Raw genomic sequence first — 18156 nt, forward strand, 5'->3', positions numbered from 1 at the left:
TTCGCTGCCGCAGTATGAACCCGTTAGCGAGTCAGCGAGATTAAGCTATCCAGCAACACGTCAGGCCGGTCGCCTGACAAATGAGCGTCAACCGGTAAATACCACCAGTTTTCATCAGCAAATGCACGACATTTAACCGCATCTTTTTCCGTCATCACCAGCGTTTGTCCGGGGTTGGCAAGCGCGCTGACCTCACTGTAGGTCAGAGACTGATGGTCTGCCAGCGCGATACATTTTTGCACTCTGGCCCCACACGCTTCCAGTGTGGCGAAAAAACGCGGTGGATGGCCGATGCCCGCCATAGCGACAATATTGGGCAGGAGCGCCACATCGCGGCGTTCGCCCGTGCGTAAATTAACCGCCAGTCCAGGTTCAAGTCGCATCGGGATTTCCCCTGGCTGCGCAACTCCACCGTTCACAATAGTCGCATCTACCGATTTAAGGCGACCTGCGCGTTCCCGCATTGGGCCTGCGGGAAGCCACCAGCCATTGCCAAACCGACGTTCACCATCAATAACCACGATTTCAACATCCCGCGCCAGACGATAATGCTGTAGACCATCGTCCGTCACAATGATCTGCACGTCGTGATGGGCCAAAATGGCTTTTACCGCATCCGATCTTACCGGGGATACCGCTACCGGCACGCCGGTACGTTGGGCTATCAGCACCGGTTCATCACCCGCTTCTGCGGTGGTGGTCTCTGCAGTCAATAACAACGGGTAAGCAGCCGCTTTCCCACCGTAACCACGCGACACTACGCCCACGCGAATCCCGCGTTGCTGCAGTTGTTCAACCAGCCAAATTACCACCGGTGTTTTGCCATTGCCGCCGGCTGTAAGGTTTCCGACCACCACAACCGGTACTGGCGCGCGCCATGCGCGTTTCAGCCCAAGCTTGTAGCATAGGCGGATCCCGCCACTCACCAGGCCATACAGCCAGGAGAGTGGAAGTAACAGCCGCCACAGTGGCGACTCACCAGACCAGATTCGTGCGATCATTGGCCGAATTGCATTTTGTGTAATTGCGCATAGACCCCGCGCTGCTCAATCAGCTCGCTATGGGTTCCACGTTCAACAATAATACCGTCTTCCACCACGATGATTTCGTCCGCTTGTTCAATGGTAGAAAGACGGTGAGCAATCACCAGGGAAGTACGGTTTTTCTGAAGTTCATCCAGAGCAGCCTGAATCGCGCGTTCGGATTCGGTATCGAGAGCCGACGTTGCTTCATCAAGGATCAGAATCGGGCTGTCACGCAACAAGGCGCGGGCGATAGCGATACGCTGGCGCTGGCCACCGGAAAGCAGGACGCCGTTTTCGCCAATCACCGTATCCAGCCCATTATCCATCTTATTGATGAAATCCATGGCGTAGGCCATCTGTGCCGCTTTTTCGATCTGCTCGCGACTGTACATATCGGTACGCGCGTAGGCGATGTTGTTGGCGACTGTATCGTTAAACAGATGCACATTCTGCGAAACCAACGCGACCTGATCGCGCAGGGACGCCAAGGTATATTCGCGCAGATCGTGTCCGTCCATCAGAATCTGCCCTTCATCGATATCGTAGAAGCGCGTAATCAGGCTGGCGATGGTGGATTTACCAGATCCCGAACGGCCAACCAGAGCAACGGTTTTGCCCGCTGGAATGTTCAGGTTGATGTCGCGCAGAGCCGGTGCTTCACGTCCTGGATAGGTGAAAGTCACATTGCGGAACTCGAGATCGCCGGTCGCACGTTCGATAACGCGTTTACCTTCATCTTTTTCCTGTTCGCTATCCAGAATAGTAAATAAAGTCTGGCATGCTGCCATACCGCGCTGGAACTGCGCGTTGACGTTAGTCAGCGATTTTAACGGACGCATCAGCGCGATCATTGAGGAGAAGACAACGGTAATTGTCCCTGCCGTCAGGTTTTCCATTACGCTTGGGAAGCTGGCCGCATATAACACGAAGGCCAGCGCCAAAGACGCAATCAGCTGGATGATAGGGTCAGAGATAGAAGAGGCAGAAACCATCTTCATCCCCTGCAGACGCATCTTGTTGCTGACTTTATCAAAGCGCTTGGTTTCGACTTCCTGGCCACCAAAAATCAAAACTTCTTTGTGGCCTTTCAGCATCTGCTCCGCACTGGTCGTAACCTGCCCCATGGTGTTTTGCATGTTTTTACTGATGTTACGAAAGCGCTTGGAAACCACTCGGATTGCCACTGACACAATTGGCGCCAGCACAATCAGGATCAATGACAGCTGCCAGCTGTAATAGAACATCATGATAAACAGGCCAATAATCGAGGCACCTTCACGTACCACGGTGATTAGCGCGCCAGAAGATGATGACGCGACCTGCTCTGAATCATAGGTAATACGTGACAGCAGCGTACCTGTAGACTGCTTATCAAAGAAGGAGACCGGCATGCCCATCATGTGACCAAACAGGCGGCGGCGCATGGTCATAACCACTTTGCCTGACACCCATGAGATACAGTAGCTGGAGACATAGCTGGTTAAGCCACGAACTATCATCAGTCCAATGACCACCAGCGGCATCCACAGCAGCACTGAGCGATCGGTTTTACCAAAACCATCATCCAGTAATGGCTTAAGGAGCGATAACATGAAGGTATCGCTGGCCGCGTTAAGGACTAACGCTATACCCGCCACGATCAGACCCGATTTAAAAGGCGCTATGGTTGGCCATAGTCGGCGAAACGTCTGCCACGTAGAGAGATCTTTATCGTTATGCATTCAAAAAACCGGCATTTGTTAGAATAGCCGCATATTCTACCCGTTATCCTCCGACACGCCAAACCACTGATGATACCAACGAGGTAAAATCTGATCCCGCAAGCTGTGTATTCGCCAGTTGTTTTGATAGAAATCCAGCGTGATCTGCCCCTGATGTGGTGTATCCAGCCATTGATAATTTTGTTGTTGATAACGCTGTTTCACCTTCCAGGACGGTAGACGCCAGGCATTGTAACGGGATGCTGAGGCTAACGCAGCCTGTCCGCCGACCCGCTGAATCAACGCCAGTGATGATGAGGTATTGCTGCCATGATGTGGAACCTGCACCACCGTAGACTGCAGATGCTGCCAGTAGTGACTTAGCATTTTTTGTTCAGCGGGAGACTCAATATCGCCGGTCAGCAGAATACTCTGATACCCATCATCAACTTTAACCACGCAAGAGTGGTTATTCCCTACATCTGTATTGCCACGCACCGGCCAGTGCGCACTAAAGGTTAATCCTTGCCATCGCCAACTTTCCCCGCGAAAACAGGGCAGATGCCCTTCCCAACCTAGCGGACTTCTTATCCATAGCGACGGCCAGGCTTTCTGCAGCGAGCCTAACCCGCCCCGGTGATCCATATGCTCATGGCTTAAAATTACCCCTTCCGGCTCCAGATTGTGCCAGCGTAACCAGGGAATAATCAGCTGTTGCGCGCTATCACCTTCAGGCCATGCCAGACCTGTATCATAAAGCAGCGCTTTCCCATTACGCTCAATCACCATCGCCAGCCCCTGCCCGACATCCAGCATATGCACTTGCCACACATCAGTACGTGAGGTACGCCAGAATGGCCCACTCAATATAATCAGCACCGTGAAACAGACCACCGGTAGCGTACGCAAGATATTTAGGCGCCATGCGATGATCGTCAGTCCGGGTAAAAATGCAAACCCTTGCCAGCGTGCATCAATATTGGTCCACCCTTCAGGCAGGCTCCTGAGTCCCCAAAACAGCAGCGCCAGAGAGCGATCGGCTAAAAACCACAGGCCCGATTCAACCATCACCAGCCCGGTTAAATGCACGATCATGCCTGCTAATATCAAGGGTACGGCAATAAACGTGACCAGCGGTACGGCAAACAAATTCGCCAGAAAAGAGGTCAGACTGAAACCGTGGAACATCGCGATTTGCACCGGCAGAAGCAGAAGCGTAATACCCAGTTGCAGATGAGCAAGCGCCAGGAATTGACGTCCAACGAACGATAACGGCCAATTTGGCGCAGGAACCCATTGATACCAGAACAGCAGCGCTGCAACGGCAAAAGCAGACAACCACAGACTTTGTGAAAGAACGGCGACAGGATCTACCACCAGAATGGCTGCCAGACAACAGATCCACACCGACCATCCATTCCACTGCCTGCCGCTGAGTTTTAGCGCCCCCCAGACCAGCAGCGCAACAACCGTCCGTAATGCCGGGGGTTGCAACCCCGTTAGCCAGGCATAGAATGTTGCACAGACGATCCCCCCTACTAACGGAATCTGCCAGCAAATCCACCTGGTTGGCATGAAAAATTGGCTCGCGCGAATTATTCCTGCAGCCAGAAGGGCGGCAAATGCAATATGCAGCCCGGAAATCGCCATCAAATGCGCCGTGCCGGTATCACGCATAATGTATTTCACCTCTTGCGACACGGACAAGCGCTCCCCCATTCCCAGCCCCAGTATGACCTGCTGCCAGGAGAAATCAGCAAGCGTGGTTTTCAACGAGGCAAGATACTGCGCTCGCAGGCTACATTGTGGTGTGATAACCGAGGCCTGCGAAAATCGTCCCGTCAAGGGTTGGTGCTGCGCCAACGCATAACGCTGGCTATCAAATCCTCCCTCGTTCAATTGGCCGTGTACGGCACGGACCTTCAGCGTCATCGCCCATGTCTGACCCGCACAAACGTCACCAGGTAAGTACTGTCCATACAGGATAATTCCGACGGAGGGAAAGAGGCGTTTCCCCTGCAGATGCGTAATCTGACCATAGTGCGTCGTCATATTGTCAGTTCCGGTTATCCGCACAACAGCTTGCTGGGTTTTCGCAGGGAGCGTATTACCAGCCCACAGAGCATCTTTTGCTGCCAGGATGCCCCAAAGAAAGAACAGTAGGGTTATTCCGGCAAAACGCAAATGCCTACAGGAAAAAAGACAGAGTACACACGCCAGACAAAATACAACGCTGATGCACAGCATGCCTGGCAGCACGGGTAATAATATAAGCGGGAGAATGCCGAATAATGCGCACGTACTAACCGTTGTTATTTTCATCAATTACCTCCCTGTAGCAGGGAGTGTGCAGCACTCTTCGACAGTTGTCTGGCAACAATTTATCGTTATACGGCGTGCGTTCCGCTGACATTTAGCGGCGGAAGTAACGTACAAATTAACTGGGATGAGGATTCCGGAATTAGCAAACAGAAATGAAAAAAGCACCCATGCGGGTGCTTTTCTCGGCGTTAAGTTTCGCTAAAAACTTAACCGTAAATATTGGCGCGATCGCGCAGTTCTTTACCTGGTTTAAAGTGCGGAACGTATTTTCCTTCCAGGTCCACTTTATCGCCGGTCTTCGGATTACGTCCGGTGCGTGGTGCGCGGTAATGCAAAGAGAAGCTGCCGAAACCGCGGATTTCAATACGCTCGCCCTGCGCAAGAGTCGAGGCCATATGTTCCAGCATCTCTTTAACTGCATCTTCAACCGCTTTCGCGGGAATATGAGGTTGCTGGGTTGCAAGTCTTTCAATCAATTCTGACTTGGTCATGATTCCTCCGATTCCTTAAAGGCATAATTAGCTGCTGCATTGATTAAGGGCGGCCGTAGCCGCCCTTTGTCATTGATTACAGGACGAATCCTGTAATCTGTCAAGCTACTCGTCACCCTTTGTGCTGTTAACAGCACAAAGGATTTAGAGCACTCGATATTACTCGCCTTTAGCTGCTTTGAAAGCTTCAGCCATTGCGTTGTTAGAGAAGTTAGCATCTTCCTGTTTGTTAACAGTTGCGATTGCATCTTTCTCATCAGCTTCGTCTTTAGCACGAACAGACAGGCTGATTGCACGGTTCTTACGATCAACGCCGGTGAATTTCGCTTCAACGTCGTCGCCTACGCTCAGAACCAGAGTTGCATCTTCAACGCGGTCACGGGAAGCTTCAGAAGCGCGCAGGTAACCTTCAACGCCGTCAGCCAGTTCTACGGTTGCGCCTTTAGCGTCAACTGCAGTGACTTTACCGTTTACGATTGCGCCTTTCTTGTTCAGTGCAACCCAGTTGTTGAACGGATCTTCTGCGAGTTGTTTAACGCCCAGAGAGATACGCTCACGCTCTGCGTCAACCTGCAGAACAACGGCTGCGATTTCGTCGCCTTTTTTGTATTCACGAACTGCTTCTTCGCCTGCAACGTTCCAGGAGATGTCAGACAGGTGAACCAGGCCGTCGATGCCGCCGTCCAGGCCGATGAAGATACCGAAGTCAGTGATAGACTTGATTTTACCTTCAACACGGTCGCCCTTGTTGTGGGTTTCCGCGAACTGCTGCCATGGGTTGTTTTTGCACTGCTTCAGACCCAGGGAGATACGACGACGTTCTTCGTCGATATCCAGAACCATAACTTCCACTACGTCGCCAACGTTAACAACTTTGGACGGGTGGATGTTTTTGTTGGTCCAATCCATTTCGGAAACGTGAACCAGGCCTTCAACGCCTTCTTCGATTTCAACGAAGCAGCCGTAGTCGGTCAGGTTGGTCACGCGACCAGTCAGTTTGGTACCTTCCGGATAACGCTTAGCGATAGCTACCCATGGATCTTCGCCCAGCTGTTTCAGGCCCAGAGATACACGAGTACGCTCGCGGTCGAACTTCAGCACTTTAACAGTGATTTCGTCGCCAACGTTTACGATTTCGCTCGGATGCTTAACGCGTTTCCATGCCATGTCGGTGATGTGCAGCAGGCCGTCAACGCCACCCAGATCAACGAATGCACCGTAGTCAGTGAGGTTCTTAACGATACCTTTAACTTCCATGCCTTCCTGCAGGTTTTCCAGCAGCTGATCGCGTTCTGCGCTGTTTTCGGATTCGATAACGGCACGACGGGAAACAACAACGTTGTTACGCTTCTGATCCAGCTTGATTACTTTGAATTCAAGCTCTTTGCCTTCCAGGTGCAGCGTGTCGCGGACCGGACGAACGTCTACCAGAGAACCCGGCAGGAACGCGCGAATACCATTCAGCTCAACAGTGAAGCCACCCTTGACTTTGCCATTGATAACACCAGTAACGGTTGCAGCTTCTTCGTAAGCTTTTTCCAGCGTGATCCAAGCTTCGTGACGTTTAGCTTTTTCACGGGACAGCAGGGTTTCACCGAAGCCGTCTTCTACTGCATCCAGAGCAACGTCAACTTCGTCACCAACCTGGATTTCCAGCTCGCCCTGGGCGTTTTTGAACTGCTCTGCCGGAATGGCGGACTCAGATTTCAGACCAGCGTCAACCAGTACTACGTCTTTGTCGATAGCAACAACAACACCACGAACGATGGAACCCGGACGGGTTTCGATTTCTTTTAAGGATTCTTCAAACAGTTGAGCAAAAGATTCAGTCATGTTTAATCTTCAGGTTTCATATTTAACGTCCACCTGGCTCCGTGCCGGATGGGGTTGTTTAACATACCCGCTGTCAATCCATTGCAACGGGGGTACTGCAAATTCGGTCGCACTTAAGCGAGAGCCAGTTTTTGGCGCGCGTATTGTAACGCTTTTTCAATCACTTGCTCAATGCTTAATCGGGTTGAATCCAAAACTAAAGCATCAGCAGCGGGAACAAGCGGCGCTACAGCACGATTACGATCGCGGTAATCGCGTTCTTCGATCTCGGCCAAAAGGCGTTCAAAGTTAACACTAAAGCCCTTTTCCTGCAACTGTAGCATACGTCTGTGCGCACGTTCTTGCGAGGAGGCGTCCAGAAAAATTTTCACCGGAGCATCCGGGAACACCACGGTTCCCATGTCACGCCCGTCGGCAATCAGGCCGGGCGCTTCACGAAATGCGCGTTGGCGGCGTAACAGCGCTTCGCGCACGCGAGGAAACGCAGCGACCTGAGAGGCGGCATTCGCCACTTCCTGGGTGCGGATTTCGCCGCTAACATCTTCGCCTTCCAGAATGACTTCCAGGTTGCCGTCCGTTGAGATAAAACGCACATCCAGGTGTGAGGCAAGCGGTACCAGAGCATCTTCAGAAGTGACATCAACATGGTGATGCAACGCTGCGAGCGCCAGTACGCGGTAGATCGCGCCTGAATCTAACAGATGCCACTGCAATGCTTCCGCCATTGCCTTGCACAAGGTGCCTTTTCCTGCACCGCTTGGGCCATCAATGGTAATAACCGGGGCAATTGCCGTCATCTTTTTCTCCTTAAACGGGCATACGTTAACGTGAACGCCGCGCATTATACGCGCCAACGACAACGATCGTTATCTTTGTGTGAAAAATGCAGAATCATTGAAGCTGAGTGTAGAATAAATAGACAGCCGGAGATGACGGAATGTGCCGCACCCAAGGGTGCGGCAATAAAATCAGACAGGTGTACTAATACGCGCCAGCTGTTCGAAATAATCCGGGAAGGTTTTGGCAGTACATTTAGGGTCCAGAATGGTTACCGGCGTGTCAGACAACGCCACCAGCGAGAAACACATCGCCATGCGGTGATCGTTGTAGGTCGCGATATCTGCAAACTGTAACGTCGCTGGCGGTGTAACGCGAATATAGTCCTCGCCCTCTTCCACCGTCGCCCCCACTTTACGCAACTCGGTCGCCATCGCGAACAGGCGGTCGGTCTCTTTGACGCGCCAGTTGTAGATATTACGTAAGGTCGTGGTGCCTTTAGCGAACAACGCAGCCGTGGCAATGGTCATCGCCGCATCGGGAATATGGTTCATATCCATATCTACTGCATTCAGCTCACCGTGAGTACAGGCAATAAAGTCATCACCCCAGGTGATTTTCGCCCCCATTTTTTCCAGTACATCAGCGAAGCGAATATCACCCTGCATACTGTTGCGGCCAATCCCGGTGACTTTTACCGTACCGCCTTTAATAGCGCCTGCCGCGAGAAAATAGGAAGCTGATGAAGCATCACCTTCAACCAGATATGCACCCGGCGACTGATACTGCTGCTGACCCTGCACGACAAAGCGCTGGTAGTTCTGATTCTCAATTTCAACACCAAACGTTTTCATCAGGTTCAGTGTGATATCAATGTAAGGTTTGGATACCAGCTCGCCTTTAATGACGATCGTCGTGTCCTGCCGCGCCAGCGGCGCAGTCATCAGCAATGCCGTGAGGAACTGGCTGGATACGCTGCCGTCAACCTCAACCTGTCCTCCGGTGAAACCACCGCGCAGACGTAAAGGCGGATAGTTTTCCTGCTCCAGGTATTCAATGTTGGCTCCGCCCTGGCGTAGCGCATCAACCAAATGACCAATCGGGCGCTCTTTCATGCGCGGTTCGCCCGTGAGCACGATGTCATTGTTGCCCAGGCACAGCGCTGCGGCCAGCGGGCGCATTGCGGTTCCGGCATTGCCAAGGAACAGCTCCACAGCACCTTCTGCATGCAGCGCACCGCCATTACCGATTATCTCGCAACGCGTGCGATCGGCTGAAAGGGTATAGATAATCCCTAACGCATTCAGAGCATTAAGCATATGGCGGACATCATCGCTGTCCAACAGGTTGGTCAGAACAGTGGTGCCATTTGCTAATGCAGCCAGCAGCAAAGCGCGGTTAGAAACACTTTTGGATCCAGGCAGATTGATGGTGCCATCCACCCGCGCAATGGGTTGTAACGTCAGGGATTCCATGAAACTCGACTCTCAAAAACAGACATAAAAACCCCACAGGTTGGCTGTGGGGATGAAAATAAAGCTGATTAACCGCGGCGACGCTCGAAATCGACCATGAAATCGGTCAGCGCTTTTACACCTTCCAGCGGCATTGCATTGTAGATGGACGCGCGCATACCGCCGACCACACGATGCCCTTTCAGCGCATGCAGGCCCGCAGCGAAAGACTCTTCCAGGAAGAGTTTATCCAGCGTGCTATCAGCCAACTGGAACGGGACGTTCATGCGAGAACGGTTCGATTTCGCCACGTCATTACGGTAGAAATCGCTGTTATCGATTACGCCATACAGCAGTTCCGCTTTTTGCTGGTTAATTTTATCCATCGCGTTAACACCGCCCTGCTCTTTCAGCCATTTAAAGACCAGGCCAGACAGATACCAGGCAAAAGTTGGCGGCGTATTAAACATGGAGTCGTTGTCATTCAGCACGGTATAATCGAGGATTGACGGGCAAGACACATGGGCCTTACCCAGCAAATCTTCACGCACGATGACAATCGTCAGCCCCGCCGGGCCAATGTTTTTCTGCGCTCCGGCATAAATTACGCCATAGCGGCTAACGTCAATCGGTGCGGAAAGAATGGTCGAGGACAGATCCGCCGTAACCACCACGTCGCTGGCAAAATTCGGCGTTTCATCGATCGCAATGCCATCGATGGTTTCATTCGGGCAATAGTGCAAGTACGCCGCATTGTCAGAAAGCTGCCATTCACTCATCGGCTTAACGGCACGCAGTCCGTCAACGGTGACTTTGGCGTCGATAACGTTTGGCGTACAGTACTTCTTCGCTTCTTTAATTGCACTGGCGGCCCAATACCCAGCATCCACGTAATCCGCCGTGGTTTTGTCACCCAGAATATTTAACGGGATACCCGCGAATTGCCCACGGCCACCGCCATGGCAGAACAACACTTTATAGTTGGAGGGGATACTGAGAAGATCGCGAAAATCCTGCTCTGCTTCCTCTGCGACTTGAATGAATTCTTTGCCACGGTGGCTAATTTCCATCACCGACGTGCCAAGACCGTTCCAGTCGCGAAGATCCTGTTGAGCCAGTTTAAGTACTTCTGCCGGTAGCATTGCCGGACCTGAACTAAAATTGAAGACCTGAGCCATTTCCCCTCACCACGTTGTGTTGTTGTCCAATCAACATCCTGTCATTGACGATAATCCGGTGACAGATATTGGTATAAGTTATTCCTGTGGATATCGGTTTTATCATTCAGTGACACGCGCCGCAATGGGTAAAAATGACCAGGGTAAAAATGTGTCGTTGGTCACACAACAGAATCTATCGGATTGACGGGTAAAAACCGAGATTTTCGCTGTCAGGTAACCCGTTTTGCCCGACTGGCCTTCGACCATTCTGGATTTGCACAGCGCGGGCATAATTGATGATCGCCGGCATTCATTTGCACCACTTCACTGCAACGTATGCAGGCATAGTCCCCAGCTTCAGGCATTATCTTAAAGCGTTGCGTACAGCGTTTTGGCAGAATACTGAGTCCCGGCTTTACATCTTCATTGGCATAGAAATAGACGCTGATTTGCCCGTTCGTTTCCAGAATGGCCAGTTTCACCTGTCCTAATTGCTCTACGCCGTTCAAACGCAATTCCATAAAGAACTCGAATTCCGTCATATTGGCGCTATTGAGCTTTGACCATGCCAGCTCACCATCCTCAATGATCACAACGGGCTTCCCCTCCAGCAAATCCTCCATTTTTTCGCTGTGTGCCATCAACCACATTACCAACCGGTACAGCACTGCAAGGGTAATAAAGACCACCAGCACCGGCAGCATTGGAACATCATCATAAAACGCCACGTCTCCCGCTGCGGAACCCAGCGTAAGGATGATCAGGACTTCAAAAAGCGACATCTGACGTACGCCGCGACGTCCGGTGATTTTTAAAAACAGAAAAACCAATATAAAGGTATAGAGGCTGCGCAAAGCAACTTCGCCCAGAAAATCCATCGGCACTTTATCAAGCGCCATACGGTGTAAATCGAATGCTTTCATTAATATGCTCTAAACGTGGTTGGCTGTAAGAAAGCATAGCTAATGCTTTTATTTACGCCTGGAATCCGGCGACGATAGCGCCGTTCATTGAAAACCCGTATCATTGCGCGCTTTCCGTACGACAAAAGTGATTTTCATGACGCAAACATTTATCCCCGGCAAAGATGCCGCTCTGGAAGACTCCATCGCTCGCTTCCAGCAAAAATTGCTCGACCTTGGTTTTCAAATTGAGGAAGCCTCGTGGTTGAATCCCGTCCCTAACGTCTGGTCTGTACATATTCGCGACAAAGAATGCGCGTTGTGCTTTACCAACGGGAAAGGCGCGACAAAAAAAGCGGCACTGGCTTCCGCGTTGGGCGAATACTTTGAGCGTCTGTCGACTAACTACTTCTTTGCGGATTTCTGGCTGGGTGAAACCATCGCCAACGGTCCGTTCGTGCATTACCCGAACGAAAAATGGTTCCCGCTGACTGAAAACGACGATGTACCAGAAGGTCTGCTGGATGCACGACTGCGAGCGTTTTACGATCCAGAAAACGAACTGACTGGCAGCATGCTTATCGATCTACAGTCCGGTAATGAAGAACGTGGCGTCTGCGGTCTGCCGTTTACCCGCCAGTCTGATAACCAGACCGTCTATATACCGATGAATATTATCGGCAACCTGTATGTTTCTAACGGCATGTCTGCGGGTAACACGCGAAACGAAGCTCGCGTTCAGGGCCTGTCTGAAGTCTTTGAGCGTCATGTGAAGAACCGCATTATTGCGGAAAGCATCAGCCTGCCGGAAATCCCGGCCGAAGTCATGGCGCGCTATCCGGCTGTGGTGGAGTCCATCGCCAAACTGGAAGCGGAAGGTTTCCCAATTTTCGCCTACGATGGCTCGCTGGGCGGCAAGTATCCGGTGATTTGCGTTGTCCTGTTCAACCCGGCGAACGGTACCTGCTTTGCCTCCTTCGGCGCGCACCCGGATTTCGGCGTAGCACTGGAGCGTACCGTCACTGAACTGTTGCAGGGCCGTGGTCTGAAAGACCTTGATGTCTTCACCCCACCGACTTTTGACGACGAAGAAGTGGCTGAACACACTAACCTTGAAACCCACTTCATTGATTCCAGCGGTCTGATTTCATGGGATCTGTTCAAGCAGGATGCCGACTATCCGTTCGTTGACTGGAATTTCTCTGGCACCACGGAAGAAGAGTTCGCCACCCTAATGGCTATCTTCAATGCTGAAGATAAAGAAGTGTATATCGCCGACTATGAGCATCTGAGCGTTTACGCCTGCCGCATTATTGTTCCGGGAATGTCTGACATCTACCCGGCTGAAGATCTGTGGTTAGCCAACAACGCCATGGGCGCCCATCTGCGTGACACCATCCTCTCTCTGCCGGGAAGTGAATGGGATAAAGAAGACTATCTCAACCTGATCGAACAACTGGATGAAGAAGGCTTTGACGACTTCACCCGCGTACGCGAACTACTTGGTCTGGCAACCGGCGCGGATAACGGTTGGTACACCCTGCGTATTGGCGAGCTAAAAGTGATGCTGGCGCTGGCCGGTGGCGACCTGGAGCAGGCGCTGGTCTGGACAGAATGGACGATGGAATTCAATGCCTCCGTCTTTAGCGCTGAACGTGCCAACTACTACCGCTGTCTGCAAACGCTGCTTCTGCTCTCTCAGGAAGAAGATCGTCAGCCGCTGCAATATCTGAATGCGTTTGTCCGCATGTACGGTGCCGAGGCGGTTGAAGCGGCAAGTGCAGCATTGAGTGGCGAAGCGCCATTCTACGGGTTGCAAACCGTTGATAGCGATCTGCAGGCTTTCCCGGCGCATCAGTCTCTGCTGAAAGCCTATGAAAAACTACAGCGCGCGAAAGCGGCACATTGGTCAAAATAATGACAGTCAGCCTGCGCTAAGTAGGCTAAAAGTTTTGTCTGGGATATATTACGGGGCGCTTTGAGCGCCCTGTTTTTTTTATTTTGGTCAAATCGGAAAATAAATGTAAAAACAAGGTTAAATATTAGTGGTTGATATTAAAAAAATTAGCGTATTAATGCAGTTTTTTATCTCAATTACTCCATTTTAATTAACCGTCTAACAGGAGACAAAAAGAAAAAATTCAACTCACTTTATAATTTTTAAAATTTATTTTTATGTGGATAATCAACAAGTTACTCCGTAATCGCATAAAAACCATGCGTCTTACGGGCCTATAAGCCAGGCGAGATATGATCTATATCAAATTCTCATCTATAATGCTTTGTTAGTATCTCGTCGCCGACTTAATAAAGAGAGAGTTAGTGTGAAAGCTGACAACCCTTTTGATCTTATTCTTCCTGCTGCAATGGCCAAAGTTGCCGAAGAAGCAGGCGTCTATAAAGCAACGAAACATCCGCTTAAGACGTTCTATCTGGCAATTACTGCCGGTGTATTCATTTCAATTGCCTTTGTTTTCTATATCACCGCAACAACCGGTACCGGAACTATGCCTTTCGGCATGGCAAAATTAGTAGGTGGTATCTGCTTTTCCCTAGGGCTGATTCTTTGCGTTGTCTGCGGCGCAGACCTCTTCACCTCAACCGTATTGATTGTCGTAGCAAAAGCCAGTGGTCGTATTACCTGGGGCCAATTGGCTAAAAACTGGCTTAACGTGTATGTCGGTAACCTGGTGGGTTGCTTGCTCTTCGTGCTACTGATGTGGCTTTCCGGCGAATACATGACCGCCAACGGCGCGTGGGGGCTCAACGTCCTGCAAACAGCCGACCACAAAGTGCACCATACTTTTGTTGAGGCAGTAAGCCTTGGCATCCTTGCTAACCTGATGGTGTGCCTGGCGGTATGGATGAGCTACTCTGGCCGCAGCCTGATGGACAAAGCGTTTATCATGGTATTACCGGTCGCAATGTTTGTTGCCAGCGGTTTTGAGCACAGTATCGCAAACATGTTTATGATCCCTATGGGTATTGTAATACGCGATTTCGCCACCCCGGAATTCTGGACCGCTGTTGGGTCTTCTCCGGAGAATTTTTCTCACCTGACCGTGATGAATTTCATCACCGATAACCTGATTCCGGTTACGATCGGTAACATTATCGGCGGCGGTTTGTTGGTCGGGTTGACATACTGGGTCATTTATCTGCGTGGTAACGATCATCATTAATCTGATGATGCCCATTACACGCAGTAAATAAAAAATCCACTTAAGAAGGTAGGTGTTACATGTCCGAGCTTAATGAAAAGTTAGCCACAGCCTGGGAAGGTTTTACCAAAGGTGACTGGCAGAATGAAGTAAACGTACGTGACTTCATTCAGAAAAACTACACTCCATATGAGGGTGACGAGTCCTTCCTGGCTGGCGCAACTGATGCGACCACTGCACTGTGGGACAGCGTGATGGAAGGCGTTAAACAGGAAAACCGCACTCACGCGCCTGTTGACTTTGACACCTCCGTTGCTTCTACCATCACTTCTCACGACGCTGGCTACATCAACAAAGCGCTCGAGAAAATTGTTGGTCTGCAGACTGAAGCTCCGCTGAAACGTGCGATCATTCCGTTTGGCGGCATCAAAATGGTTGAAGGTTCCTGCAAAGCGTACAACCGCGAACTGGACCCGATGCTGAAAAAAATCTTCACCGAATACCGCAAAACCCACAACCAGGGCGTATTCGATGTTTACACCAAAGACATTCTGAACTGCCGTAAATCCGGTGTTCTGACTGGTCTGCCAGATGCGTATGGCCGTGGCCGTATCATCGGTGACTACCGTCGCGTTGCGCTGTACGGTATCGACTACCTGATGAAAGACAAATACGCTCAGTTCGTCTCTCTGCAGTCCGATCTGGAAAACGGCGTAAACCTGGAAGCAACTATCCGTCTGCGTGAAGAAATCGCTGAACAGCACCGCGCACTGGGTCAGATCAAAGAAATGGCTGCTAAATATGGCTGCGATATCTCTGGTCCGGCTACCAACGCTCAGGAAGCTATCCAGTGGACTTACTTCGGCTACCTGGCCGCGGTTAAATCTCAGAACGGCGCAGCAATGTCCTTCGGTCGCGTATCCACCTTCCTGGATGCTTACATCGAACGCGATCTGAAAGCAGGCAAAATCACCGAACAAGACGCTCAGGAAATGATTGACCACCTGGTCATGAAACTGCGTATGGTTCGCTTCCTGCGTACCCCAGAATACGATGAACTGTTCTCCGGTGACCCAATCTGGGCAACTGAATCTATCGGTGGTATGGGCGTTGATGGCCGTACTCTGGTTACCAAAAACAGCTTCCGCTTCCTGAACACCCTGTACACCATGGGTCCTTCTCCGGAGCCGAACATCACCGTTCTGTGGTCTGAAAAACTGCCTCTGAACTTCAAGAAATTCGCCGCTAAAGTGTCCATCGACACCTCTTCTCTGCAGTACGAGAACGATGACCTGATGCGTCCGGACTTCAACAACGACGATTACGCTATCGCTTGCTGCGTAAGCCCGATGGTTGTTGGTAAACAAATGCAGTTCTTCGGTGCGCGTGCAAACCTGGCGAAAACCATGCTGTACGCAATCAACGGCGGCGTTGATGAAAAACTGAAAATGCAGGTTGGTCCTAAATCTGAACCGATCAAAGGCGACGTTCTGAACTTCGACGAAGTGATGGACCGCATGGATCACTTCATGGACTGGCTGGCTAAACAGTACGTCACCGCACTGAACGTTATCCATTACATGCACGACAAGTACAGCTACGAAGCCTCTCTGATGGCACTGCATGACCGTGACGTTATCCGCACCATGGCGTGTGGTATCGCTGGTCTGTCCGTCGCTGCTGACTCCCTGTCTGCAATCAAATATGCGAAAGTTAAGCCGATTCGTGACGAAGACGGTCTGGCTATCGACTTCGAAATCGAAGGCGAATACCCGCAGTTTGGTAACAACGACTCTCGCGTTGATGACATGGCGGTTGATCTGGTAGAACGTTTCATGAAGAAAATTCAGAAACTGACTACTTATCGTAACGCTATCCCGACTCAGTCTGTTCTGACCATCACCTCTAACGTGGTTTATGGTAAGAAAACGGGTAACACCCCAGACGGTCGTCGTGCTGGCGCGCCATTCGGACCGGGTGCTAACCCAATGCACGGTCGTGACCAGAAAGGTGCTGTTGCCTCTCTGACCTCCGTTGCTAAACTGCCGTTTGCATACGCTAAAGATGGTATCTCTTACACCTTCTCTATCGTTCCGAACGCACTGGGTAAAGACGACGAAGTTCGTAAGACCAACCTGGCTGGTCTGATGGATGGCTACTTCCACCACGAAGCATCCATCGAAGGTGGTCAGCACCTGAACGTGAACGTCATGAACCGTGAAATGCTGCTGGATGCGATGGAACATCCGGAAAAATATCCGCAGCTGACCATCCGTGTTTCTGGCTACGCAGTACGTTTTAACTCCCTGACTAAAGAACAGCAGCAGGACGTTATTACTCGTACCTTCACTCAGACCATGTAATTGGTTTTGACTGAAATCGTACTTTAAAAAGCGTACAATAAAGGCTCCACGTAAGTGGGGCCTTTTTAATAGCCTGCTTTGTCAGCTATCTATACTTATGGATATCAGCCAAAACAGACTCGACACAGTTAATAACTGTGCACTAACACTGGCCCCGGATGGGCCACACCTGGAGAAACACCGCAATGTCAGTTATTGGTCGCATTCACTCCTTTGAATCCTGTGGCACTGTTGATGGCCCGGGCATACGTTTTATTACCTTTTTCCAGGGCTGCCTGATGCGCTGCCTGTATTGCCACAACCGCGACACATGGGATACGCACGGCGGTAAAGAAGTCACCGTCGATGAATTAATGAAAGAGGTCGTGACCTATCGCCACTTTATGAACGCCTCCGGCGGTGGTGTGACAGCGTCCGGCGGTGAGGCTATCCTGCAAGCTGAATTCGTACGTGACTGGTTCCGCGCCTGTAAAAAAGAAGGCATTCATACCTGTCTGGATACCAACGGTTTTGTTCGCCGCTACGATCCGGTGATTGATGAACTGCTGGAAGTCACCGACCTGGTGATGCTCGATCTCAAACAGATGAACGATGAAATCCATCAGAATCTGGTAGGCGTATCTAACCATCGTACGCTGGAGTTCGCCCGCTATTTGTCTAACAAAGATATCAAGGTTTGGATCCGCTACGTAGTCGTGCCTGGCTGGTCTGACGATGATGATTCCGCACACCGCCTGGGCGAGTTTACCCGCGATATGGGCAACGTCGAAAAAATCGAGCTGCTGCCTTACCACGAACTGGGCAAGCACAAATGGGTGGCGATGGGTGAAGAGTACAAGCTGGATGGCGTTAAGCCGCCGAAGAAAGAGACCATGGAGCGCCTGAAAGGCATTCTCGAGCAATATGGACATAAAGTGATGTATTGATATTTATGGTGGGTAACGGACCCGTTACCCACCAGACTCTAC

Annotated in this window: 13 protein-coding genes; 4 read left to right on the forward strand and 9 right to left on the reverse strand. The window is 51.0% G+C overall.

What is annotated here, in order from left to right; genetic code table 11:
• Positions 1-23: 23 nt before the first annotated feature.
• The 9 genes from lpxK to OGY15_RS13795 form a co-directional block, all read right to left on the reverse strand.
• Positions 24-1001 (reverse strand): tetraacyldisaccharide 4'-kinase, encoded by a 978-nt coding sequence (gene lpxK, locus OGY15_RS13755; RefSeq protein WP_151217922.1) that lies wholly within the window; start codon positions 999-1001, stop codon positions 24-26.
• On the reverse strand, positions 998-2746 hold the full coding sequence (gene msbA, locus OGY15_RS13760; protein ID WP_151217921.1) for a lipid A ABC transporter ATP-binding protein/permease MsbA: 1749 nt from the start codon (positions 2744-2746) through the stop codon (positions 998-1000). Before msbA ends, lpxK begins: the two co-directional genes overlap by 4 nt.
• Before the next feature lie 36 nt (positions 2747-2782).
• Positions 2783-5047: a ComEC family protein gene (locus tag OGY15_RS13765; RefSeq protein WP_286539637.1), complete on the reverse strand. Its 2265-nt coding sequence runs from the start codon at positions 5045-5047 to the stop codon at positions 2783-2785.
• A gap of 206 nt (positions 5048-5253) precedes the next feature.
• Positions 5254-5538 carry an integration host factor subunit beta gene (gene ihfB, locus OGY15_RS13770; protein ID WP_003035780.1) on the reverse strand — a complete coding sequence of 95 codons (285 nt, stop codon included), beginning with the start codon at positions 5536-5538 and terminating at the stop codon, positions 5254-5256.
• Positions 5539-5697: 159 nt separating this feature from the next.
• Positions 5698-7371: a 30S ribosomal protein S1 gene (gene rpsA / locus OGY15_RS13775; protein ID WP_003035776.1), complete on the reverse strand. Its 1674-nt coding sequence runs from the start codon at positions 7369-7371 to the stop codon at positions 5698-5700.
• Positions 7372-7484: 113 nt separating this feature from the next.
• Positions 7485-8168 (reverse strand): (d)CMP kinase, encoded by a 684-nt coding sequence (gene cmk / locus OGY15_RS13780; protein ID WP_005123561.1) that lies wholly within the window; start codon positions 8166-8168, stop codon positions 7485-7487.
• Positions 8169-8339: 171 nt separating this feature from the next.
• Positions 8340-9623 carry a 3-phosphoshikimate 1-carboxyvinyltransferase gene (gene aroA / locus OGY15_RS13785; RefSeq protein ID WP_187259762.1) on the reverse strand — a complete coding sequence of 428 codons (1284 nt, stop codon included), beginning with the start codon at positions 9621-9623 and terminating at the stop codon, positions 8340-8342.
• Positions 9624-9691: 68 nt separating this feature from the next.
• On the reverse strand, positions 9692-10780 hold the full coding sequence (gene serC / locus OGY15_RS13790) for a 3-phosphoserine/phosphohydroxythreonine transaminase (protein WP_151217919.1): 1089 nt from the start codon (positions 10778-10780) through the stop codon (positions 9692-9694).
• 212 nt (positions 10781-10992) lie between these two features.
• Positions 10993-11685, reverse strand: a complete 693-nt coding sequence (locus tag OGY15_RS13795; protein WP_151225128.1) for a DUF421 domain-containing protein — start codon at positions 11683-11685, stop codon at positions 10993-10995.
• Positions 11686-11821: 136 nt separating this feature from the next.
• Here OGY15_RS13795 and ycaO point away from each other — a divergent pair, with 136 nt between their 5' ends.
• The 4 genes from ycaO to pflA all read left to right on the forward strand — a co-directional run bounded on the left by ycaO (position 11822) and on the right by pflA (position 18114).
• Entirely contained in the window at positions 11822-13582 is a 1761-nt protein-coding gene (ycaO, locus tag OGY15_RS13800; protein ID WP_187252722.1) for a 30S ribosomal protein S12 methylthiotransferase accessory factor YcaO, read from the forward strand.
• A 406-nt stretch (positions 13583-13988) separates the two neighbouring features.
• Positions 13989-14846: a formate transporter FocA gene (gene focA / locus OGY15_RS13805; RefSeq protein ID WP_003035756.1), complete on the forward strand. Its 858-nt coding sequence runs from the start codon at positions 13989-13991 to the stop codon at positions 14844-14846.
• A gap of 59 nt (positions 14847-14905) precedes the next feature.
• Entirely contained in the window at positions 14906-17188 is a 2283-nt protein-coding gene (gene pflB, locus OGY15_RS13810) for a formate C-acetyltransferase (RefSeq protein ID WP_003035753.1), read from the forward strand.
• Between the two features lie 185 nt (positions 17189-17373).
• Positions 17374-18114: a pyruvate formate lyase 1-activating protein gene (gene pflA / locus OGY15_RS13815; protein ID WP_286539645.1), complete on the forward strand. Its 741-nt coding sequence runs from the start codon at positions 17374-17376 to the stop codon at positions 18112-18114.
• The last annotated feature ends 42 nt before the right edge of the window (positions 18115-18156 follow it).

Origin of the sequence: Citrobacter sp. Cu231 (genome assembly GCF_030332265.1) — a bacterium.
Classification (GTDB): domain Bacteria; phylum Pseudomonadota; class Gammaproteobacteria; order Enterobacterales; family Enterobacteriaceae; genus Citrobacter; species Citrobacter meridianamericanus.